Raw genomic sequence first — 23373 nt, forward strand, 5'->3', positions numbered from 1 at the left:
AAGACGCCCATAGCGGTGCCGCCGATCAACGACAATGCGCCCCAGATGCGCTCGGCATCGGCAAGAGAGGCAAGGTTCGTTGCAACGATTGAAAAAATCGCCCCTTCGCCGAGACCCGTGACGAGGCGCGCAAGAGCCAGCGCCACCGGAGCTTGCAGCCAGAAGCTCGCCGCTTCTCCGACAAGAACGGCAAGCGTGCCGAACAAAGCAACGAAATGCCAGGAGCGAAGACCCAGCTTCGCTAGAAACAGACCATAGATGGCAATGCCTGCCAATTCGGCACTGGCAACGACCGTTGCAAGCCCTTCGTCATAGCCGCTAAGCTTGCTCATCGCGAGCACGACGACCGGCATTACCATGGTGCCGTTCAAAGCGATAGCATAGGCTGCACTTAACCCGATGATCCAACCGATCATTGCCATTCCCCCTCAGGATGACGAAGCAAAAGAGCGGTTATTTTCTTTGCCTGCTCTTGCCATGACGAGGATATGACAAGCCGAAAGGCCAACAAGGGATTAGGGGGACTGATTAGGGTCATTTCCGGCCAAACAGACCTTCAACAATCCAGCTTCTCTTGACCGATACAGCAAAAGCGATTGATCATCCTGTCACTCAGGTCTCGCGGGATGACACCTATTACTTTATAAATGTGTAGATCGCCACTTGCCGCACGAAGCAAATTGGGATCATGCGGCGCTCAGCGAAATTCCCGTAGGACCGCGAAGAAGCGACCGATGATGCTACTCTGGAATGTCTGGCAGGTGTCATTTGGTGTCGGACTGCAAGGACGCGCCCTTACCAGCAGCTCATGGCACCGAATTTGAGATATCGCTTCACTCGATTTTCAGCGCTTGAATCCAGTCGGATCGATTAACGCGCCATCTTTAGCTCCAGCAGGTAGCACCAAACATTGCTTGGCCGATGGACGTAAGTAAACTTGTTCAAAGACGAAGGCCTCTCTTCTGAATATTAACAGAGGCATAGAAATCCAGAGAGCACTACCAAGTTATGCAAGACAGGACACGAATGAAGTTGCCGCGGCGTCAAACGGATTCAAGGAAGGAAACCAGGCAGGATGTAAAAATATGAAGCACCTCGATTTCACCTTGCGGCTGGTTGCCGCCTTCACGGTGCTCGCGCTGTTGATTGTGGCGCAAGGGCTACTCAATCGCCATATCGCGACGGTAGCCGAGCAGCAGGTTGTTCGCGGTCGCTTTGCTGGGGATCTCCTTTCGGGCATGCTGGAACTTTCCGCAACCAAGCAGCGCCTGCGCGCATGGTCTTTGCGTGCGCTGATTGGTGCTGATCACGTGCCAGGAGATGGAGAAATGCTTCGCGCCAATATGGCCGCGACGATTACGCAGCTTCAACGCATCAGCGGCGAAACGCGCGAGATGGATCGACTGGCGAATGCGCCAACGGATGACGATGATGCGCGCGATGAAGCGTTGAGACTTATTTCCGACAGTGTGGTTGCCTTAAAACCGGCTATAGAGGACATAAAATCCCATGCAGGAGCTGAAGATGCTCGCACGGCTTGGGAATCTATTGAAGCAATCTTTGATCAAGGCGCTGGGCGAGATCTCCGTGAGGTGCTCAACAACACGATATCCAAAGAACGGTTGCAGCTTGTACAGAGCCGACAGAATGCGGATGTCGCCCTATTGAATTTGAACCGAGTTATGGCATTCGTCACATTCTTCATCGCGGTTTTCGGGATGGGTCTGGCCTATGTGGTCGCTAATGCCATCCGACGTCCGTTGCTGCAGATGTTGGAAGGCGCAAAAGCTTACGAGGCCGGCAATCTGGAACATCGCATACCGGTCACAACGAGCGACGAGTTTGCCCGGTTCGCTATTAGTATCAACCACATGGCCTCCGAATTGTTGTCGAGACGCAATGAGGAGGCGAACCATCGATTTGCTCTTGAACAGCAGGTCAAAGAACGAACGGCAGCTCTTGAAGATGCCCTGTCACGATTGCGCGCCTCAGAGGGGCGCCGCTTGAGTTTGCTTGCCGATATTAGCCACGAACTTCGCACACCCACTACCGCAATCCGGGGGGAGGCGGAAATCGCTCTTCGAAGTAAAAAGGCTGAAAGCGATTATCGTGCTTCCCTTGAGCGAATTGGGCAGGCTGCTGGCCAGATGAGTAGCCTGATCGATGACCTTTTGTTGATATCGCGTGGCGAGAACGAAGCGTTGGTATTGAACAAGGAGCCTATCGATATTGCCGGCCCCCTTGAAGAAGCACTTTTGAGCGCGATCGCACTTGCCAATCAACGTGAGGTCAAGATTGTGACTGATATCGATGAGACCGAACACATTGTTTTGGGAGATGGTATTCGCTTGCGGCAGGCTATCGCCATTCTTCTTGACAATGCCATCCGCTATTCTTCACGCGAAACGGCAATAGATGTCCGCACCAAAGTAGACGCCGATACATGGCAATTGTTCGTCCATGATCGAGGGATCGGTATCGACGCTGATGAACTTGCGCATGTTTTCGAACGCAATTTTCGCGGCAGCAATGCGAGACGACATCGACCGGACGGTACAGGCCTTGGTCTCACCATAGCAAAACACCTTGTTTCGCTTCACCACGGTACAATTTCACTTTACAGCGAACCTGGAAAGGGCACCACCGCGACCCTCCAGCTTCCGTTGCAACCAATTGACGTTGTTCTTGCACCCGTTACGGAGCGGTACCAGTGAACCTACTGATCGTAGAAGATGATCCCCGAGTAGCGGATTTCCTGGAACGTGGGTTGCGCGCTGAAGGCTACACGGTGTCAGTTGCTCGAGACGGTCCAAGTGGCATTGAGCAAGCTCATGAACTCTGGCAAAAATGGCGCGCTGCCGCGGAGAGCGGCGTCATTCTTCTCGATGTCATGCTCCCGATCATCAACGGTTCGGATGTGTGCCAGACGCTGAGGGCGAGCGGGATATCATCGCCAATCCTTATGCTGACGGCGCTGGGATCGGTGAATGATCGCATTTCGGGCTTGCGAATGGGGGCAGATGACTATCTCGTCAAGCCGTTTGCTTTTGAGGAATTGCTGGCGCGCATTGAGGCTCTAATGCGTCGGCCGGTGGATATCAGGCCTCTTGCGGCGAAGACGTTATCAGTCGGTCCACTGGAGCTGGATCGTGAATCCATGCGTGTCACCGTTGCCGGAAAAGAGATAAACATGACGGCCAAGGAGCTCGCATTGCTGGAATTGTTTATGTCTGCACCGGGACGAGTACTCAGTCGCGAGCGGATACTTGCAAATATCTGGGGGGCAGGAGAGGATCCGCTGACAAATGTTGTCGATGTCTATGTCAGACGCCTGCGAGCGAAAATCGACAATCCCTCAGATGACCGCTCGTCGATCACCACTGTCCGAGGGATTGGCTATCGTTTGGAGAGTTTTCAGTGAACTAGCTACTTTGCCTGATATGGCAAAGAGGAATGATGCTGGACGATACGGATTACGCCCGCGTCGTCCTTTTTGAAAGTCCAAGACTTATCTACTGTCGTCACTTTACCTTGTTTGTCGGTGAATGACACCTTGCCCAGTGTCGTTGCGTACTCACCGTCAAGAAGAATGGCGGCATTATTCACTTCGACCTTGCGCCAACCCTTCAGGGCGAACCCGGTATCAGCGGGGTAATTGGGATTCTGCCCTACGAAATAGGCAAGCGCACCCTCTCGGTCGGTCCTAAATGTCTGTGGCTCCTGCGTCAGAGTCGGTTTGAAAAGTACAGGTCCCAGCCTGTAACCATAGGCTGCGTCGATGACATTTGCCGCCATGACGCGGGCTGCATCGGGGCCTTTTTCCTCATGCTCCTTCGAGATCGCAATGAGGGCGTCCCCCCAGGCCTTCTGTGTCTTTAAAACTTCGTCCTGGCTAATTGATCCATTGTGTATTTCGATAGCGGTCGCAGCACCTGTGGTCAGCAGCAGAGCCGCTCCTGTGACGGCTATGGCCTTTGCTATCAAACGCATTTCTTTCTCCTGTTTGCTTTTCCAAATTTGGCGACAAACGGACTATGAAATGCTTTGGTGAAATCGACGTGGCTACTTTATGAACAGATCATGGACAGGCGATTACAAAATTCAGCAGCGGTTTCGAGCAAGCATTGCTTTTAGCGACGCGGGTCCCTCCAAGATTAAATCTTATGGCTTAGCCAACGTAAAGCGTAACACGAGTGGTGCGCGGACATGGATTGGCTAAAGTCGAAGCTAGGTACGCTGACATTTGACGCGGGCAAATTGCAAAGCAGTCGCGGCTTCTGCAAGAGCTTCCTTCGGTCCAAGTTCGGAGACTTTTCCAATGACTTCCCCGGTCGCCAGATTGCAGATCGTCGTCTCACTCCATGGCAATGGACCCAACGACTGACCGCCGGCACCTTCTCGCCGAAAAGAGTAGGACCGTTAGATGCGTATTCCAGCCTTCAACAGAAAACCTGTGCCGACGCGGGATCGAACGATAGATGCACGAGATCGCCACGGCTGAGACCTGAAATCGCCTCATGGCCAAATGGCAGACGCACGGCAAAGGGCTCTCCCGAACCTGTATGAGCTACGACATGGACATTGTTTCCGAGGAAGGTCATATCGCGGACGGTAGCCTGAAAGCCGGCGGCAGAGCCGGGTCCGTTGCGACTGAGTTGTAGGCGCTCCGGACGCAGCATCAGAGCCGCCTTTTTTCCCGGTGCAGCTTCACCATGCATCGGGATATGGTCAAAAACGATATTCTGCCCGAGCGAGACTGTCGCCTTGCCGCCCGAACTGGCCAGAAGATCGCAGGTGATGAAGTCGCTGTCACCGATGAATTCAGCCACGAAGCGGGTGGTGGGGTGAGCGTAAAGCTCCGGCCCCGTACCGATCTGGTCAATCACGCCCTTTGAGAACACCGCGATCCGGTCTGAAAGACGCAAAGCCTCCTCCTGATCGTGGGTGACGTACAATATAGTTACTTCCGTCTGCTGGTGGATGCGACGGATTTCGAGCTGGATTTCTTCACGCAACTTCTTGTCGAGCGCCGAAAGCGGCTCGTCCATCAGAAGGAGCGGTGGATCATAGGCAAGTGCGCGCGCCAACGCCACGCGCTGCTGCTGGCCGCCGGACATTTGCGCGGGCTTTCGGTCCTCAAAACCTTCAAGCCTCACAAGCCGCAGCATCTCCTTTACCTTCGCGTCTACCTCTGCCTTGCTCTTTCTGCGGACCTTCAGCGGAAAGGCAATATTTTCGCCAACGGAAAGATGCGGAAACAAAGTATAGCGCTGAAAAACCATGCCGATATTGCGCTTGTGCGAGGGCGTCGACAGCAAGCTTTGACCACTCAGCAGAATATCGCCATCTGTCGGCTGTTCGAAGCCTGCTAGAATATAAAGGGTGGTGCTCTTTCCCGAACCGGACGGACCGAGAAAGGTCAGGAATTCACCGGGCTGCACGTCGAGATTAACATTTTGAACGGCTACGACCGGCCCGTATTGCTTGCGAATACCGCGAATTTGCAGGAGTGGCTGTGTCATGTTTTCAGTCCTTTTCGCACGGCAGCAACCAACAGTATCAGAATGATGGTGACCGCGATGAGAAGTGTCGAAGCAGCAGCGATCACTGGTGTCAGATCCTGGCGCAGCGTCGCCCAGATCTTCACTGGAAGCGTTTGCAGGGTCGGGCTTGCCATGAAGATTGCCAGCACCACCTCATCCCACGAGGTAAGGAACGAGAAGATCGCCGCGGAGAACAGGCCGTGGCTAATGGCAGGCAAGGTGACGCGGATCTTCGCCTGCAACGGGCTCGCGCCACACAGCACCGCCGCATCCTCTATCGACTTGTCAAAACCTTCGAGCGCGCCGGTCAGCGCCAGAATGGAAAAAGGCAGCGCCACAACGAGATGAGCGATGACGAAGCCTGCAGTCGTGCCAGCCAATCCAAGCTTGAGGAAGAAGGCGTAAAGCGCAACTGCAAGCACCACAACGGGCAGGATCATCGGCGTCATGAAAAGCGCACGCAGCGTGTTGCGACCAATAAAGCGCCCACGCACAAGACCGAAGGAGGCGACAAGCCCGATCAGCACGGACAAAGCGGTCACCATCAGGGCAATCCGCAGGCTCGTCCATGCCGCGTCAAGCCAACGGGGATCGGCAAAGAAATCTGCGTACCACCTCAAGGTCCAACCGGGAGGTGGGAAAATCAGCCATTGTGAGGACCCGAAAGACAGCGCCGCTATGAAGATGATCGGCAGAATGAGAAAGGCGGATGTTAAAAGCGTGATAAAGAGCAGCAGCCATTTCCAGACGCCCAAGCTGTTATAGTTCAACAGCATGTCAGCGCCCCCCTGCCCCGGCCGAGCCGAAGAATTTCAGCTGCACCGCGTAAAGCGCAAGCGTGACTACCAGAAGGACGAAAGCAGCCGCTCCGCCCATGCCCCAATTGACCAGTGACTGCACAAATTGGGCGATCAGTTCGGCGAGCATCATGTTCGCAGTGCCGCCAAGCAGCGCAGGCGTAACGAAGTAACCAAGCGACATAACGAAAACCATCAACGCACCGGCCATCATGCCAGGCGCAGCAAGTGGAATGAGAACGCGCGTCAGGGCCTGCCAACGCGTCGCACCGCAGAGTGCCGCTGCCTGAAGGATGGCTGGGTCGATCTTGCGGATCACCCCATAGAGCGGAATGATGATGAAGGGCAGCATGATGTAGGTCATGCCAATCGTCACGCCGGTGAGATTATTCACGAGCGCAAGCGGCTTGGCGATGATGCCGAGGTAGATCAGCGTCTTGTTGATGACACCAGTTCTCTGCAACAGCACCATCCAGGCATAGGTGCGCGCGAGAAGGTTGGTCCACATCGACAGCAGCAATATTGCGAAGATGATCGACGCCATGCGCGAAGGCATGATCGCCAACGCCCATGCGACCGGAAAGCCGATGACAAGCGACACTACTGTCACCAGTGCCGAGACTGCGAAGGTGTTGAAGAAGATCTTCAAATAAGTCGAACTGCCGAGCAGCGCCGCGTAATTTCCAAGACCGAAGACCGGTTCTGTGACACTTCTGGTCAGAAGAATGACAACCGGAACCACGAAGAACAGCACAATCAGAAGCAACGCCGGCGAGATTGCCGCAAAGTTGCCGGAGCGAAAAAGCACCCTGGAGCGCGCTTTTGGGCTGACTGCATCATTGGTGAGTGAAACCATGTCCGAACCTACCGAAACTTGGAAGACAATGCGGACGCCAGAAGCGCCCGCGTCACTGCATTAGTCGGCTTGCTTCACTTCGCCTGCCAGGCGTACCAGCGCTCACCGATCTCATCGCGATGCTGCGCCCAGTACCCCATGTCGGCATTGACCTGGCTTGCAGTCTGCTGGTTTGGCAATGTCTTTGCGATCGCCGGGTCCATGAGCTTGGCAGACTCTATATTGACCGGAGCATAGCCCGTTGCGGACGCCATATCTGCCTGCGGCTGCGCTGAAGTCGCAAAAGCGATGAACTTCATGGCCGCTTCCTTGTTCTTCGTCCCTTTCGGAACGACGAGCGAATCCGCTGCGGTTATGTTCTGCGCCCAGGACGTCTCGACCTTCACACCGCTCTTCTCAAGTGCGGTCATGCGCCCATTCCAGACGCTGCCGAAAGGTGCTTCCGCAGACGCGATCAACTGCTGCGACTGTGCACCACCCGACCACCAGACGATGTCGGACTTGATGGTGTCGAGTTTCTTGAAGGCGCGGTCGAGATCGAGCGGGTAGAGCTTGTCTGCGGGAACGCCATCGGCCAGGAGTGCAGCCTCGATGACGCCAGGCGCGGACCATTTGTAGAAGGTGCGTTTGCCCGGAAATTTCGCCGTATCGAAGAGATCGGCCCAGCTTTTTGGGCATGCTTCGACCGCATCGACATTGCAACCAATGACGAAGGAATAATAGAAGCTGCCGACGGAGTAATCGGTGACGAAGCGAGGGTCGAGCTTTGATTTGTCTATGACGCTGAAGTCGAGCTTTTCCAAAAGGCCTTTCGGCCCGGCCTGTGCCGCATAGTCGCCCTCTACGTCCACCACGTCCCAAGTCACGCTCTTCGCCTCAACCATGGCTTTCAGCTTGCCATAATCGGTGGGGCCATCCTGCACCACATTCACGCCGGTGGACGCAGTAAACTTATCGGCCCAGGCCGCCTTCTGCGCGTCCTGCGTGGTGCCACCCCAACTGGAGAACACCAAATCTTCCGCTTTGGCGGATGTTCCAAAGGCAAAAAGAACTGCGCATGTCGTCAATACCAGTTTCGATTTCATGTTCCCATACTCCGCTTTTGAGCTTGTTATTGGCATGCGTATCGTGATCGGCATCGCCTCACTTCAGGGGCGAAAATGCAGCCGGTTTCATGATCTTGTTTTCAGCGACTTCAATAAGATCGCGGATTTTTGGCAGGAAGGCGAGCCAAGCCGGATCGGCCATCAGCCGTGCGCGGCGCGCATCTCGGTCGTCCAAGCTGGAGAAGGCCCAGACATGGACGATCTCGTTGATCGGCCCGATTTCGGAGAAAAAGTATCCGACCAGTTCGCCAAGATGATTTTTCTGGATATTGATCCCTTCGTCTTCAACGACCTTGAGATAGGCTGGGATGGTGCCGTTCTTCAGCCGGTAGGTGCGTATTTCGTAGAACATCGTCTCACCTCATTACGAACGGATCGGGAATTGGATCGTCGGATGTTCTCAGCCACACGGTCTTCGTGCGGGTATAGTCAAGTGCAGCGGCAAGGCCTCCCTCGCGGCCATCGCCCGAAAGCCCAAAGCCACCGAAGGGCGCGATCGGCGACACGGCCCGGTAAGTATTCACCCAAACAACGCCGGCGCGGATGGCCTTCATCAACCTGTGGGCGCGTGTCAGGTTCTGCGTAAAGACGCCGGAAGCCAAGCCATAGACTGTGTCGTTGGCAAGCAAGACCGCTTCTGCCTCCGTATCGAACGACATCACAGATAGAACCGGGCCGAAGAATTCTCTTTCCATGGAGGGCGAGCGGATACCGTCACAATCGAGAATGGTCGGGCGATAAAAATAACCCTCCCCATCAATCGCCTCACCACCTGTCACCAGTTTTGCGCCCGCCTCAACAGACGCCGAGACCAGAGACACAATGTGTTTTCTCTGCCGCTCCGTCGCAAGCGGGCCGACCTCGGTTGCCATATCCAGCGGTGAGCCGATGCGGATGGCATCTGCCTTTGCCTTCAGAATGTCGAGGAAACGATCCTTTATGCTACGCTCGACGATCAGCCGGGAGCCAGCAACACAGCTCTGGCCGGTGGCGGCAAAAATGCCGGCGACCTGTGCATTGGCGGCGCTTTCGAGATCGGCATCAGCGAAGACGAGGATAGGCGATTTGCCGCCGAGTTCCAAGGAAGTAGACGCCAGGTTTTCCGCCGAATTGCGCAGGATATGGCGCGCAGTTTCCGGTCCGCCGGTAAATGCGATGTGCGCCACCTTCGGATGCGTGGTTAGCGCCGTGCCGCAAGAGGGGCCGAAGCCGGTGACGATATTAACAACGCCTGCGGGAAAGCCCGTCTCATGCACAAGCCGCGCAAATTCCAGAAGCGGTGCTGGCCCGTCTTCAGATGCCTTGATGACGATGGTGCAACCCGCCGCAAGCGCCGGGCCGATTTTCACCGCAGCAAGAAACAGCTGGCTGTTCCATGGCACGATTGCCGCCACGACACCCACAGGCTCGCGCCTCAGCCAGACGTCCATATCCGGCTTATCGATCGGCAGATAGGCGCCCTCAATCTTGTCGGCAAGCCCTGCATAATAACGGTAATATTCCGCGACATATGCGATCTGCGCCGAGGTCTCTCGAATGATCTTGCCGGTATCGCGAGTTTCCAGCTCAGCCAGCGTCTTCGCGTTCTCGGCGACCAGATCGGCAAGCAGGTACAAAAGCTTGCCACGCTGCGTTGCCGTCATCTTCGACCACGCACCATCTTCATAAAGCGCCCTATGAGCTGCATCGACTGCGCGTCCAACATCCGCCTCCCGGCTTTCCGGCATTTGCGCCCAGTCCGCGCCGGTCGCGGGATCGAGGCTTGCAAACTGCGCTTCGCCATCTTCGAACCGCCCGTCGATGTAACATTGGAAACGACGCATTCGCTTACTCCTTGAAGACCGGCATGACGTCGGACAGAAAGCGTTCCAGCGACGCCTTTTTCCGCTCAAAGCTCATGCCCGTATCGATCCAGAAAGAATATTCGTCGTAGCCCATCGCCTCGTAGGTCTTGATCCGTGCGATCACATCAACCGGATTGCCGATGACATTGTTCGTGCGCATCACGTCGGCGGACAACATGGCGTTGCTCGCAATGTCTTCCTCTGGAATGCGCTCGATCAGCCCCTGGTGGACAGGCTTTTCGTTTTTGAACCAGGCGAAGAAGTAGTTGTAGTAGACGCTCATCTCATGCGCCGCCTGGGCAATATCTGCCTCATCGGAGCCGACATAGGTATGGCGAAGCAGCATGATTTTGGGGCGTGGCTTATCCGGGCTCTTGGCGCAGGCGTCGTTGAAGCGGCCCATCAGGGTTTCGACCTCATCATCGCCCTGCCAGAGTGGGGTGACCTGCACATTGCAATCATTGGCGACCGCAAATTCATGCGAGTTTGGATCGCGCGCCGCTACCCAGATCGGCGGGAACGGTTGCTGCAGGGGTTTAGGCGCTGATGTTGTTGCCGGGAATTTGTAGAATTCCCCATCATGGATGTAATCACCTGCCCAAACGCCTTTAACGGCGGGGATGAGCTCACGCATACGCTGCCCTGCACCCCAGGCATCGAGGCCAGGAAGCAGTCGCTCATATTCGAAGGAATAGGCGCCGCGGGCAATACCGATATCGAGGCGACCATCGCAGATGAGATCGGTCATCGCAGCTTCGCCGGCGAGCTTGATCGGATGCCAGAAGGGCGCGATCACCGTGCCGGTGCCCAGGCGTGCGGTCTTGGTCCGGCGGGCGAGATCGGCAATCGTCACGAAGGGGTTTGGCGCAATGGTGAAATCCATGCCGTGATGCTCGCCAGTCCAGATGGCATGCATGCCGCCCCTGTCGGCGATCTCACAGAGCTGGACGAACTCATCGTAGAGGGTTTTGTGGTCCTGAGAGGCGTCGAGCCTTTCCATGTGAACAAACAGTGAGAATTTCATGGGCGCGCACCCTTGATCGAGAAAGGATGAACCTTGCCTGCCGTTTCATCACCAACATAAAGACCGAAATTGCCGATGGAGCTTTCCAGCACGAAGCGATGGACGATGTCGGCAGTCGCACCGGATTCGAATTTCGCCGACGTGAGCGCATCCGGCTGGAAGAAGCGCCCTTCGCGGGGGGATCCGTCGCCTTCGGCCAGAGCATGGTAGACGATGTGCTGCCGCCCATCGGCCTTGTTTTCATAAACCGAGTAGAGAAAACCTGTCCTGATCGAAAAACCCGTGAGTTTCTCAAGCCGATCGGTGAGCGCCGCCACCGGATCTTCACCGGCAACCACGCAAACCGGAAGCGAAAGCTGATCATCGCCAAGCAGATAAATTTCGCCATGCCGCTCAAGTACGGCGCCGACAGTGACATCGCCTTCAGCGGCGGCAGACACGGCCTTGGCAGCCAGCATAGGCGTGAAGTAACCGCCACGAGCATAGCCGAGACCATTACGGCCGCTATTGTCGAAGGCAGCAATGCGGCCGAGCAAGATCACATGATCGCCGGCCTCGATTACGTCCTGCATCGAACACTCGAACCAGGCGGCAACATCGGTAAAGATCGGCGATCCATTCGGTGCGTCGTACCACGCCGCGGCAGCGAAACGATCTTCAACAGGACGAGCGAACGTGTTGGATAGATCCTTCTGGCCTTCGGAAAGAATATTGACGGCAAAGGTCTTTGCCCCAGTCATCGTCGCGAAATTGCGCGACGAGCGTGCAAGGCAGATCAGCAGCAGCGGCGGGTCGAGCGAAACGGAGGTGAAGGAGTTCGCGGTAAAGCCAATCGGCTTGCCTGAGTCATCGCGGGTCGTAACGATCGTGACACCCGTTAAGAAAGCGCCGAAAGCATCGCGCAGGGCGCGAGGATCAAGTGTTGGCACAGTCATTTCGCCTCCTCCTCGATAGCGAGCCATTCGGCCATCAATGCGTTCACAATCTCTGGCGCCGTCAGGTTGACCATATGCCGATGGGCGTCAACGATACGAACGTAGCCACGTGGCGTAATCGCCGCCATCTGCTCCGCCATCAGCGGCGTCGAATTCGGATCATCGGAGCCCGTCAAAAAAAGCGCAGGACATGTGACGGATGGCCAGCGATCCGCATAGGTGTCGTCTCCGCCAGCAAAGGCGCTATAGGCAACTGCATAGCCTTCGGGATCAACCATATCCAGCCAGCTGCGGGTCAGTTCCCGTGCTCGAAGGCTCTTCGCGTCATCACCGAACCAGCGTAAAAGCGGCCCTTCTTTGTCCACGCCTTGGGTACGGATCGAGGAAGCACGCGCCAGGACGGAAGCCTTTGCCGCTGGATCGCGGCGATAGACCCCGTTCAGATAGGCCACCCGCATGACCCGGTCGCCGAAGGTTGCTGCGGCACCGCCTGAAATTAGAGCGCCCATGGAATGGCCCGCAACGTTGGCACGCGTAATCTTCAGATCATCCAGAAAATGTCCGAACCAGCCTACAAACTCTTCGAGCGTGCTTCCCTCGGGAAGGCGCCCGCTGCCACCATGCCCCGGCATATCAACGGCAATGACGTGATGGCTCCGGGCGAAAGTCTCGATTTGTGGCTGCCAGGCTTCGAGACGCATCCCGACGCCATGAATGAGGATGAGGTCTTCGCCCTCCCCCGCTTCGAAATAGGCAGCGCCGCTCGCGGTCGTCTTGCGTGGCAACGTCGGCGCCATTGCTTTGTCAACATGGACTGCGGGTGAACTGAGAGCGTCTTGCATCAGTGCGGCCCTCAAACGCCGGCCGGATTGGCAACGTCCTGGCCGAGATCTTTCAAATCCTGATAGCGATCCCCAATACGATGGTGAGGCCGGCCACCAACGGACGCACCAAGAGCGACAACTATTTCGTCTGCAGCCGGTGCATCGGGAATGGACGTCTGGATTGTGAGATAATGGGAGCGGCGGCCTTCGTCATTCTTGTCCATCAGTGGGATCATGATCGGCGCGTTGCCGGGCCCGCGCGTATTGGTGAAGGCGAGATAGGACTTGGCACCGACCGCCTGACGAAAATGATTGCCGAAACGCAAGGTATGGATCAGCGCGGATGCATGTTCGATCTCGCCATCGAGACCGACGACCGCCGCCTTGCCATAGGCTTCGACCGCATTACCCGAGCCCACCGCATCGAGGATCATCTTCGTCAACAATTCGCCGAGAACTGGCGCAGCGGCGTGGATTTCCGGTTTCAGATCATCAACGAAGCCCTCTTCCGCCCACGGGTTTTTGACCACAGCCATTGCAGCAAAGAGCTTCAAAGGTGTCGCAGCCGCCTTGCCTCCCTCAATCAATGTCGTTTCGACCTGCAGCAAGGTCTTGCGGATCTGAATGGGCATGGCGCGCTCCGTTGTTATGATGTCTTATGGTATGCCATAATATTGAACAGTCAAGCGCGTGCAACGGGACAAATAAAATTTCCTAAGGCATGATATTTTTCAAAAACTTGCCGGACGTTGGCCTACATTCCATGAGCATTGGCTTAGCCATATGGCATAGCGATACGCAAAGCCTCATGCAGTTTTCAAAGACCAATTGTTCATCGGTGATAGCAATTCAAAGAGGCCGAAGACCCGTTTTATAATCGAATTGCGATCCGACACGGTTCTGCCTTTCAGAAAATTCGGACTGCAATTCTTCTTTGATCTCCGCCGTCTATATTACTGATTATGGCATACCATCACATCAAACGGATTCACCTGTCAATAAGGCCAAACAATTTTCTAAACTATTGTAATTTCGAATAAACTTGACGCGCACGGTGAAGACGGTTGGTTTTGAAGACCAGCCGCATTGTTCCATATTCGCTCGCCTAGCGGTTAAGCTCCGGCGTTTTTCTGTGCCGTCAAAACGGCTTCGGCAATCGCACAGGCGCTGGCGACATGATCGAGCGCCGCCTGATAGGCGACATCGCCGTCTCCCTGGCGGATAGCCTTTACGATCTTCTCCATTTGTGCCGGGCCCTCGGTGTCGCGGCTCTTGGTCTTGATCGTCATCGAGCGAAGATGGTTGATCCTAACGGTGAGAAGGTTGACTACCCCCCAGGCGACGTGCCGATCGACCTTGCTGAACAGCGTCTGATAGAAAGACGAGGTATGCGCCAGAACCCCCGCCATATCCTTCTTGGCGTAACTCTTCCGGATCTGCTCGAGCGACGCTTCCAGCGCAGCAACGATCGCAGGATCGCGTCGCTCAGCGCAGAGGCGGGCAGCCATTCCCTCCAGCGCACCACGGATCTCATAAATCTGTCTGGCTTCGTCCAGATCGAGCAAGGCAACGATCGGACCTTTGTTCGGCAGGTTGGCGACCAGTCCTTCGGATTCCAAATGACGCAAAACTTCGCGAACGATAGTCCGCGAAACACCGAGCTGCGCGCAAAGATCGCGCTCTACCAGACGATCACCAGGACGAAAGTAGCCGTTCACGATCGCATCCCGAACTTTGTCGAGCGCAAGCTCTCTTAAGGTTTTCGTCGGACGTTCAACGCGAATGGCATTTCCCGGCAAAGCATCACTCATGGTATCACCTCGTCTGCCGCTAGCCTGGTCGTACTCAACGCGGAATCAGGATTTGGCTCTTAATATTATGGCGTACCAGAATATTTAACGGCGCCGCGTAACGATGGCAACCGCCCGATGATGGAGGACGCTTCCTGCCTACAATAGAACCCTCACCCCATCCGCTCCGAGGCATAGGAACCTGGGCTTGGCGGGAAAACGACCGTCCGGTTGCCGTTCAGGAACACCCTTTTGTGGATGTGGGCATGGATGGCGCGCGCCAGCACCTGAGCCTCCACGTCACGGCCGAGCGAGACATAATCCTCCGGTGACTGGGCATGGGTGATGCGTACCGTATCCTGCTCAATGATCGGACCCTCATCGAGATCGGCAGTGACGTAGTGGGCTGTGGCACCGATCAGCTTCACGCCGCGCTGATAGGCCTGCTTATAAGGATTGGCGCCCTTGAAGCTTGGCAGGAAGGAATGGTGGATGTTGATGATCTTGCCGGACATCGCCTCGCACATTCTGTCGGAGAGTACCTGCATATAGCGGGCCAGAACGATCAGCTCCGCGCCGCTGCCTTCGACAAGATCCATGATCCGGGCTTCGGCTTGCGGTTTGTTCTCCTTTGTCACCGGAATGTGGTGGAAGGGAATGTCGTGATTGACGACGACTTTCTGGTAATCGAAGTGGTTGGAGACGACACCGACGATATCGATCGGCAGCGCACCAATACGCCATCGATAGAGCAGATCGTTGAGGCAGTGCCCGAAGCGAGACACCATCAGCAGCACTTTTGTGCGCTCCGCCTGGTCGTACAGCCCCACCTCCATGCCAAATGTCTTCGCGATCGGTTCCAGGCATGCCGCCAATTCCTCGCAGGTGGCCCCCTCTTCCGAGATGAAGCCCACGCGCATGAAGAAGCGTCCCGTTTCAAGATCGTCGAACTGCGAGCTATCGACGATGTTGCACCCTTTCTCTGCCAGGAGACCCGAAATGGCGGCCACGATGCCGCGTGTAGACGTGCATGTTACCGTTAGGACGAAACTCGTCATCTGGCCCCTCTATGTCTTCAATGGAAAAGCCCGCGCGACGCGAAGAGCGCGGGAAAAGCCGTAAGGCGGCGGGGTAACGTTATCAAACGTCGAGCGTGGTCTGGTGCTCCCAGGCGGTGAACTGCGAGCAGTAGCTGTTCCACTCACCATGCTTGAGCTTCAAATACGCGTTGGAGAACTCTGTGCCGAGCGCCTGCTGCAATGCCTCATCCTTCTCATATTCGCGCAGCGCGTCGAGAAGATTGAGCGGTAGTTTCGGCGCATTGGCGACCGTATGGCCTTCGCGATACATATCGATATCGTGATGTGGACCTGGATCTGCTTGAGAGCGAACGCCGGAAAGGCCGGCTGCGATAATGATGGCCTGAAGCAGATAGGGATTGACGGCACCATCCGGCAAACGAAGCTCGAACCGTCCCGGTCCCGGCACGCGCACCATATGGGTGCGGTTGTTGCCGGTCCATGTCACCGTGTTTGGTGCCCACGTGGCGCCGGATACGGTGCGCGGCGCATTGATGCGCTTGTAGGAATTGACGGTCGGATTGGTAACAGCCGCCAGCGCGGAGGCATGTTTCATGATGCCGCCAAGAAAGGTCTTGCCCTTGGCTGATAGCCCGAATGGCATCGCCTTGTCGGCAAAGGCATTGACCTTGCCCTCCAGATCCCAAACGGAGATATGCGCATGGCAGCCATTGCCTGTCAGACCCTTGAACGGCTTCGGCATGAAAGTTGCGCGAAGCCCATGCTTTTCCGCAACGGATTTGACCATAAATTTAAAAAACGAATGCTTGTCCGCCGTTTGAAGCGCGTCGTCATATTCCCAGTTCATTTCGAACTGGCCGTTCGCGTCTTCATGGTCGTTCTGGTAAGGCTTCCAACCCAGTTCCAGCATGTAGTCGCAGATTTCGGCGATGACATCGTAACGGCGCATCACCGCCTGCTGATCATAGCAAGGCTTTTCGGCAGTATCATATTCATCGGAAATCTTGCTGCCATCAGCTGAAATTAAGAAGAATTCCGGCTCGACACCGGTTTTCACCCGTAGCCCTTGGCTTGCAGCTTCTGCAATCAGTTTCTTCAAGACCACACGCGGCGCCTGTTCGACCGGTTGGTCTTCCATCACGCAATCAGCGGCAACCCAGGCGACATCCTTCTTCCATGGAAGCTGAATGACCGAGGAGGCATCCGGCACGGCAAAAAGATCAGGATGAGCAGGTGTTAAATCGAACCAGGTGGCAAAACCGGCAAAGCCCGCACCATCCTTCTGCATGTCGGCGATCGCTTCGGCAGGCACCAGCTTGGCGCGTTGCCCACCGAAGAGATCGGTGTAGCTGATCATGAAATATTTAATTCCCTTTTCGGCTGCATATGCGGAGAGGTCCAGTGTCACGTCATTCCCCTTTTTTGGTATCAGACACTTGATTTAGAAAGACGGCCGCATCCTCCCAAACGCGCCCGTCCCTGAATGCAATGCATTTAGAAGCCACCCTTGCCGGGGAACCAGTTTGTTCCCGCCAGCGGAACCTGCGCCATGGCAGCAGCCTCCATGGTTAGAGCCACGAGATCTTCCGGCTCCAGATTGTGAAGGTGGTTCTTGCCGCAGGCTCGCGCGATCGTCTGCGCTTCCAGTGTCATCACCTTCAAATAGTTGGCAAGTCGACGACCGGCGGCGACGGGGTCGAGACGTGCGGCAAGCTCCGGATCCTGCGTCGTGATGCCAGCCGGGTCTTTGCCTTCGTGCCAGTCATCATAGGCGCCAGCCGTTGTACCGAGCTTCTGGTACTCCTCTTCCCATTTCGGATCGTTATCACCAAGCGCTACCAGCGCCGCAGTACCGATCGCGACCGCATCGGCACCAAGGGCCAGAGCCTTTGCAACGTCCGCGCCGGAACGAATGCCGCCTGACACGATCAGTTGTACCTTGCGATGCATGCCAAGATCTTGAAGAGCCTGAACAGCGGGGCGAATACAAGCAAGCGTCGGCATACCGACATTTTCTATGAAGACGTCTTGCGTCGCGGCCGTGCCGCCCTGCATACCGTCGAGCACCACCACATCGGCACCGGCTTTCACCGCAAGCGCTGTGTCGTAATAGGGGCGTGCACCACCGACCTTGATGTAGATCGGCTTTTCCCAGTCGGTGATTTCACGCAGTTCGAGGATCTTGATTTCCAGATCGTCGGGGCCGGTCCAGTCGGGATGGCGACACGCCGAGCGCTGGTCGATGCCCTTGGGCAGGTTGCGCATATTGGCAACGCGGTCTGAAATCTTCTGGCCCAGCAGCATGCCGCCGCCGCCGGGCTTGGCCCCCTGACCGACCACCACTTCGATGGCGTCCGCACGGCGCAAATCTTTCGGGTTCATGCCATAGCGCGAGGGCAGATATTGGTAGACGAGGGTCTGACTGTGGCCGCGCTCCTCATCCGTCATGCCGCCATCGCCCGTGGTCGTGGAGGTGCCGGCAATCGTGGCGCCACGGCCGAGCGCTTCCTTGGCATTACCGGAGAGCGCCCCGAAGCTCATGCCGGCAATGGTGATCGGCGTTTTCAGCGTGATCGGCTTTTTGGCAAAGCGCGCTCCAAGCGTGACACTCGTATCGCATTTTTCGCGATAGCCTTCGAGCGGATAGCGAGAAATCGAGGCACCGAGAAACAGCAAATCGTCAAAATGCGGCACCTTACGTTTCGTGCCAGCCCCGCGAATGTCATAAATGCCGGTTGCTGCGGCGCGGCGGATTTCCGCCAGCGTATGGTCGTCAAAGGTTGCGGACTTGCGTGGCGGGGTAAATGGGTTGTGGTAGCTCATCGTGTGATCCCTGCCTCAATACGCATCGGCGTTGTCGATGTTGAAATTGTAGAGCGTGCGGGCCGAGCCGTAGCGCTTGAAGTCGGTGGGCTTCACATCGATGATGCCGGCCCTGTCGAGAAGCTCCGAGAGCTTTTGCAGATGCTCGGGCCGCATCTCCTTTTCGATGCAGTCCGCGCCGAGGCTTTTGACCGAACCGCGCACGAAAAGCTTTGCCTCGTAAAGACTGTCGCCCAATGCGTCCCCCGCATCGCCGCAGACGACGAGATGGCCGGACTGGCCCATGAAGGCCGACATGTGGCCGATATTGCCCTGCACGACGATATCGATTCCTTTCATCGAAATGCCGCACCGGGAAGCTGCATTGCCCTTGATGACGAGAAGCCCACCGCGACCGGTGGCACCCGCATATTGAGAGGCATCGCCTTCGATGACGACGGTGCCGGACATCATGTTTTCCGCGACTCCAGGACCGGCGGAGCCGCGAATGGTGACGGTGCCGCCGTCATTCATGCCGGCGCAATAATAGCCGACCGAACCATGCACATCGACAGTGACGGGACTGTCGATGCCAACGGCAACGGCGTGATGCCCGCGCGGATTGACAACCTCAAATTTGGTGTCGTTCGCACCGTTAGAAAGGCCGTGCAGCGCCTTGTTGAGGTCACGCAGCGGCGTGTGGGAGAGATCGAAGACTGGCATTTGTATAACTTTCACACGGATAGACCGATGACGGCATCAGGCTGCTTTTTCGTGGTCCCAGAAGTAGACGGTGGCAGGCTCTGGCTCCCAGACCCGCGCCGTCTCGATGCCCGGCAGATTGACCAGCGCGCGATATTCCGAGCCGAAGGCGACATATTGATCCGTCTCGGCCATGACAGCCGGTTTGCAGGCAATCGGATCACGCACGACGCCGAAGCCGGACTTTGTTCCAACGACGAAGGTGAAGAAGCCGTCGAGATCATCAAGGGCGCCGGTCAGCGCCTCGCCGAGATCCTTGCCCTTCGCCATTTCCGCCGTGAGGTAGGCGGCGGCCACTTCGGAGTCGTTCTGGGTTTCGAAACTCATGCCCTCACGGATCAGTTCGCGGCGCAGATTGTTATGGTTGGAGAGCGACCCATTATGCACGAGGCACTGATCCGGGCCGGTCGAGAACGGATGCGCGCCAAGTGTGGTCACCGCCGATTCCGTTGCCATGCGAGTGTGGCCGATGCCGTGGGTGCCGGCCATGGAGCGCACGTCGAAACGAGCAACAACGTCTTTCGGTAGGCCAGTCTCTTTATAGATTTCGACGCTGTCGCCCGACCCCATCACGCGCACGTTCGGACGGATTACGGAAAGAAGGGGACGGATATTGTCGAGGGCGGTAGAAGGAATGTCGAGTACCGCATGGGTACTCTTTACCGTCACCGTCGCATCGACGCCCTCTTCGTTCAGCGCGTCTGCAAGACCGGAAAAATCGGCATCCGGATTGGCCGACTGGATCGTCACCTTGGCACGCCCTGCGGCAGCGCCGCCGTATATCGCGATTCCTGCGGAATCCGGACCGCGATCCGTCATGGTGATCAGCATGTCCGAAAGCAGCTGACCGAGCTGCGGCTCCAGGCTTTTATCTTTCAGGAATAATCCAACAATGCCGCACATCGATAGGCACCTCCGTTCGTTGCTGAACAAAGGCGTATCATAAGAAATTCGAAAACGTCAACTATCAGGAATAAAGTTTTCTTCTAAGGCAATATTCAGTCGCTGGTCATCCTTCGCTGAGGATAAGAAATGATCGACAAGTAGCGCGCTGGAAGCTGCACCAGAACCTCCGGTCCATGGGGCGCATCTGCATCGAAAAATAAGCTATCCCCCGCCTGCATTGTGAAAAGCTGCTCTCCGTGGCGATAAACCACCTCGCCCTCCAGCATGTAGAGAAACTCCATTCCCTCATGCTGGAAGGTCGGGAAAACATCGGAATCAGTGGTCAATGTGATGAGGTAGGGCTCGACGGTGACACCACTCGTGTTGTTGTCGATATGACCGAGCAAGCTGTACTGATGTCCGGCCCGCGTGCCCCTGCGCTCGATATTGACGCCCTCCCCTGCCTTCACGAAGGTGGCGCTGCGCGGCTCCTCGAAGCCGCGAAAAAACGCTGTAATCGGCACGCCCAATGCCTTGGAGAGAGTCTGCAACGTTGTGAGCGACGGCGAGATGTTGCCATTTTCGATCTTCGACAACATACCAACGGAAACGCCTGTTGCCGATGCCAAATCAGTAACAGTAATGCCGAGCTTCTTGCGATAGGCTCTGACCTCATAGCCTATCGCCATTTCCAGATTGTTGACGCGCGGTTCGCGCACGGCATGGGGATTTTGCGATGGAAACTGCGCTGCTTCACTGTCAATCATGTTACTGGCCATTATCCCTCCGTCGCCGAACTGCGTTCTCTTCTTTACAAGAATATCATTTTAATTCGGAGGAAATCTTTGCCGCACCGCATGGGGCGTGCTGCCGAAATACGCCTTGAAGCTTCCGGAGAAATGACCGGCGCTGGAAAAACCCGTGGCAAAGGCCACCTCAGCAATGGAAAGCGGGCTCTGCTCCAACAGTCTGCGGGCGTGATCCAGGCGGATCGCGCGATAGGTTTCCAGAAACGACGATCCGAGCTCGTTTGCAAAGAGCCTGTCGAGATGGCGCGGGCTCGTTCCGGCGAGCTTAGCCATGATCCGGCGATCGAGCGGGTTCTCGATCGTCGCTTCCATTTTTTCAAGCACTGTCAGCAAGGCGGGATGATGCGTGCCATAGCGCTCGGCAAGCGATCCCCGCTGCGGCGCGCCAGGTTCGGCGACTGCCGTGTGGAGATACCAATCACTCACACGCCTTGCAAAATGCGCGCCCATGCGCTGCGAAATCATTGCATGCATCATATCGAGAGCGGCAACACCGCCGGCACAGGTGATCCGGTCACCATCGAAAACAAAGCGCGCCTGGCGGGGCGTGAGATGGCCAAAGGCTTCCCGCAGCAATGGCGCGTTTTCCCAGTGAATGGTGAAATCGCGATTGTCCAACAGTCCCGCCTCAGCCAGCACATAAGCACCAGCTGAGATGCCGCCTATCCTTATCCCCTGGCGCGCCAGACGCCGCAACGTCGCAAGTGAACTTTCTGGCAATACCCAATCCTGCGGCCCACCGCCAGCGCAGACGAAGATCGTGTGGCAGGCCTCACCGGCATCTGCGAGAGGCTGGCATTTGACGAGGATGCCGGAGGAGCTTGTGATGGGTTTCCCATCGAAGGACAAGAGCACGACGTCATAGAGATCTGTTCTGGCAAGGACATTCGCCGCCCGCAGTGGCTCGGCGGCGGAGGCATAGGACATCAACGCGAAATTCGGCGTAAGGAGAAACCCGATGCGCTGGGTGCTGGTGTGCTCATTGATCGCCATGTCTCTTTTCTATATCCAAATGTCTTTTTTTCGCAACGCTATATCATCATCGTAGAGCTAGTCTGGCGCGCTATCGTTCGAGGTGAGACCAGATGCGCTATTCCGCTTTTTCCATTTTGGTGAACGGCCTTCGTGGCAATAAGGCCTGGAAGCCTGCCTGGCGGGACCCCGCACCCAAACCTCAATACGACATCATCATTGTGGGCGGTGGCGGACATGGGTTGGCGACTGCTTATTATCTCGCCAAGGAATTCGGCATCACCAATGTAGCGGTGCTGGAAAAGAGCTATATCGGCTCCGGCAATGTCGGGCGCAACACGACGATCATTCGCTCCAACTATCTTCTGCCCGGCAACAATCCTTTCTACGAGCTGTCGATGAAGCTCTGGGAAGGGCTGGAGCAGGATTTCAACTTCAACGCCATGGTCTCCCAACGCGGCGTTCTCAACCTCTATCATTCCGATGCGCAGCGCGATGCCTATACCAGGCGCGGCAATGCCATGCGTCTGCATGGTGTCGATGCCGAACTGTTGGATCGCAGCGCCGTCAAATCCATGCTGCCATTCCTCGATTTTGACAATGCGCGCTTTCCCATCCAGGGCGGTCTGTTGCAACGGCGCGGCGGAACCGTTCGTCACGACGCGGTCGCCTGGGGTTACGCACGCGGGGCCGATCAACGCGGCGTCGATATCATCCAGAGCTGCGAAGTCACGGGTATTCGCCGCGAAAACGGCAAGGTGGTCGGTGTGGAGACGAGCCGCGGCTTTATCGGATGCAATAAGCTGGCGCTCGCAGCGGCTGGCAATTCCTCCCAGGTCGCGGCCATGGCCGGACTTCGGCTGCCGATCGAAAGCCACGTGCTGCAAGCCTTCGTTTCTGAAGGACTGAAGCCATTCATCAATGGCGTCGTCACATTCGGTGCCGGACATTTCTACGTCTCGCAATCGGACAAGGGCGGGCTCGTCTTCGGTGGTGATATCGACGGATATAATTCCTATGCGCAGCGCGGAAATCTGGCGACGGTCGAGCATGTCGCCGAGGCCGGCAAGGCGATGATCCCGGCGCTTTCCCGCGTCCGTGTGCTGCGCTCATGGGGCGGCATCATGGATATGTCGATGGATGGCTCGCCGATCATCGACCGGACCGGTATCGACAATCTCTATCTAAATGCGGGTTGGTGCTACGGCGGCTTCAAGGCAACGCCTGCCTCCGGCTTCTGCTTTGCCCATCTTCTCGCGCGGGGCGCACCGCAGGAAACGGCAACGGCCTTTCGTCTCGACCGCTTTCAACGCGGCTATATCATTGACGAAAAAGGCCAAGGCGCCCAGCCAAATCTTCACTGACAGCGCGGATCAAGGACATT

Annotated in this window: 22 protein-coding genes and 1 pseudogene; 3 read left to right on the forward strand and 20 right to left on the reverse strand. The window is 56.5% G+C overall.

All coding sequences use genetic code 11. The features are described 5' to 3' along the window. A pseudogene (locus tag VQ830_RS25650) lies at nt 1–416 on the reverse strand (MFS transporter); the annotation flags it as partial. Between the two features lie 669 nt (nt 417–1085). Between VQ830_RS25650 and VQ830_RS25655 the strand changes: the two are divergent. Both VQ830_RS25655 and VQ830_RS25660 read left to right on the forward strand, forming a co-directional pair. Next, nucleotides 1086–2714 (forward strand): sensor histidine kinase, encoded by a 1629-nt coding sequence (locus VQ830_RS25655; protein ID WP_337271001.1) that lies wholly within the window; start codon nt 1086–1088, stop codon nt 2712–2714. Next, the gene (locus tag VQ830_RS25660; RefSeq protein WP_337271002.1) at nt 2711–3421 is read left to right on the forward strand and encodes a response regulator transcription factor; all 711 of its coding nucleotides are present in this window, start codon (nt 2711–2713) and stop codon (nt 3419–3421) included. The genes VQ830_RS25655 and VQ830_RS25660 overlap by 4 nt, the downstream gene beginning before the upstream one ends. A 5-nt stretch (nt 3422–3426) precedes the next feature. Here the strand turns inward: VQ830_RS25660 and VQ830_RS25665 are convergent, their stop codons facing one another. The 19 genes from VQ830_RS25665 to VQ830_RS25755 all read right to left on the reverse strand — a co-directional run bounded on the left by VQ830_RS25665 (nt 3427) and on the right by VQ830_RS25755 (nt 22010). Beyond that, entirely contained in the window at nt 3427–3990 is a 564-nt protein-coding gene (locus tag VQ830_RS25665; protein ID WP_337271003.1) for a metal-independent carbonic anhydrase family protein, read from the reverse strand. 449 nt (nt 3991–4439) lie between these two features. Next, nucleotides 4440–5522 (reverse strand): ABC transporter ATP-binding protein, encoded by a 1083-nt coding sequence (locus VQ830_RS25670; protein ID WP_337271004.1) that lies wholly within the window; start codon nt 5520–5522, stop codon nt 4440–4442. Further along, nucleotides 5519–6319 carry an ABC transporter permease gene (locus VQ830_RS25675; protein WP_337271005.1) on the reverse strand — a complete coding sequence of 267 codons (801 nt, stop codon included), beginning with the start codon at nt 6317–6319 and terminating at the stop codon, nt 5519–5521. Before VQ830_RS25675 ends, VQ830_RS25670 begins: the two co-directional genes overlap by 4 nt. Before the next feature lies 1 nt (nt 6320). Next, entirely contained in the window at nt 6321–7196 is an 876-nt protein-coding gene (locus tag VQ830_RS25680) for an ABC transporter permease (RefSeq protein ID WP_337271006.1), read from the reverse strand. Nucleotides 7197–7270: 74 nt separating this feature from the next. Then, nucleotides 7271–8281, reverse strand: a complete 1011-nt coding sequence (locus VQ830_RS25685) for an ABC transporter substrate-binding protein (protein ID WP_337271007.1) — start codon at nt 8279–8281, stop codon at nt 7271–7273. A gap of 58 nt (nt 8282–8339) precedes the next feature. Continuing rightward, a complete protein-coding gene (locus VQ830_RS25690; RefSeq protein WP_337271008.1) occupies nt 8340–8654 on the reverse strand; it encodes an NIPSNAP family protein in 315 nt (104 codons plus the stop codon). A gap of 4 nt (nt 8655–8658) precedes the next feature. Continuing rightward, nucleotides 8659–10125, reverse strand: a complete 1467-nt coding sequence (locus VQ830_RS25695; RefSeq protein ID WP_337271009.1) for an aldehyde dehydrogenase — start codon at nt 10123–10125, stop codon at nt 8659–8661. 4 nt (nt 10126–10129) lie between these two features. Continuing rightward, the gene (locus tag VQ830_RS25700; RefSeq protein WP_337271010.1) at nt 10130–11170 is read right to left on the reverse strand and encodes an LLM class flavin-dependent oxidoreductase; all 1041 of its coding nucleotides are present in this window, start codon (nt 11168–11170) and stop codon (nt 10130–10132) included. Then, on the reverse strand, nt 11167–12105 hold the full coding sequence (locus tag VQ830_RS25705; protein ID WP_337271011.1) for a flavin reductase family protein: 939 nt from the start codon (nt 12103–12105) through the stop codon (nt 11167–11169). Before VQ830_RS25705 ends, VQ830_RS25700 begins: the two co-directional genes overlap by 4 nt. Further along, complete coding sequence (locus VQ830_RS25710; protein WP_337271012.1) at nt 12102–12947, reverse strand: alpha/beta fold hydrolase; 846 nt, start codon at nt 12945–12947, stop codon at nt 12102–12104. Before VQ830_RS25710 ends, VQ830_RS25705 begins: the two co-directional genes overlap by 4 nt. An 11-nt stretch (nt 12948–12958) precedes the next feature. Continuing rightward, nucleotides 12959–13561 carry an amino acid synthesis family protein gene (locus VQ830_RS25715; protein ID WP_337271013.1) on the reverse strand — a complete coding sequence of 201 codons (603 nt, stop codon included), beginning with the start codon at nt 13559–13561 and terminating at the stop codon, nt 12959–12961. A gap of 480 nt (nt 13562–14041) precedes the next feature. Continuing rightward, nucleotides 14042–14740 carry a GntR family transcriptional regulator gene (locus VQ830_RS25720; RefSeq protein WP_337271014.1) on the reverse strand — a complete coding sequence of 233 codons (699 nt, stop codon included), beginning with the start codon at nt 14738–14740 and terminating at the stop codon, nt 14042–14044. Nucleotides 14741–14892: 152 nt separating this feature from the next. After that, a complete protein-coding gene (gene purU, locus VQ830_RS25725) occupies nt 14893–15777 on the reverse strand; it encodes a formyltetrahydrofolate deformylase (RefSeq protein WP_337271015.1) in 885 nt (294 codons plus the stop codon). A gap of 82 nt (nt 15778–15859) precedes the next feature. Next, on the reverse strand, nt 15860–17167 hold the full coding sequence (gene glnT / locus VQ830_RS25730; protein ID WP_337271016.1) for a type III glutamate--ammonia ligase: 1308 nt from the start codon (nt 17165–17167) through the stop codon (nt 15860–15862). An 86-nt stretch (nt 17168–17253) separates the two neighbouring features. Further along, a complete protein-coding gene (locus tag VQ830_RS25735) occupies nt 17254–18582 on the reverse strand; it encodes an FMN-binding glutamate synthase family protein (RefSeq protein ID WP_337271017.1) in 1329 nt (442 codons plus the stop codon). A 15-nt stretch (nt 18583–18597) separates the two neighbouring features. After that, nucleotides 18598–19284 (reverse strand): GXGXG domain-containing protein, encoded by a 687-nt coding sequence (locus tag VQ830_RS25740; RefSeq protein WP_337271018.1) that lies wholly within the window; start codon nt 19282–19284, stop codon nt 18598–18600. A 36-nt stretch (nt 19285–19320) separates the two neighbouring features. Beyond that, the gene (locus VQ830_RS25745; protein ID WP_337271019.1) at nt 19321–20226 is read right to left on the reverse strand and encodes a class II glutamine amidotransferase; all 906 of its coding nucleotides are present in this window, start codon (nt 20224–20226) and stop codon (nt 19321–19323) included. Between the two features lie 95 nt (nt 20227–20321). After that, nucleotides 20322–20987, reverse strand: coding sequence for a helix-turn-helix domain-containing protein (locus VQ830_RS25750; protein ID WP_337271020.1), 666 nt, complete (start codon nt 20985–20987; stop codon nt 20322–20324). A gap of 48 nt (nt 20988–21035) precedes the next feature. Then, nucleotides 21036–22010, reverse strand: a complete 975-nt coding sequence (locus VQ830_RS25755) for a GlxA family transcriptional regulator (protein ID WP_337271021.1) — start codon at nt 22008–22010, stop codon at nt 21036–21038. Nucleotides 22011–22102: 92 nt separating this feature from the next. On the opposite strand from VQ830_RS25755, the gene VQ830_RS25760 reads away from it, so the two are divergent. After that, nucleotides 22103–23353, forward strand: a complete 1251-nt coding sequence (locus tag VQ830_RS25760) for a sarcosine oxidase subunit beta family protein (protein ID WP_337271022.1) — start codon at nt 22103–22105, stop codon at nt 23351–23353. The last annotated feature ends 20 nt before the right edge of the window (nt 23354–23373 follow it).

Origin of the sequence: Oryzifoliimicrobium ureilyticum (assembly GCF_037199735.1) — a bacterium.
Classification (GTDB): domain Bacteria; phylum Pseudomonadota; class Alphaproteobacteria; order Rhizobiales; family Rhizobiaceae; genus Rhizobium; species Rhizobium ureilyticus.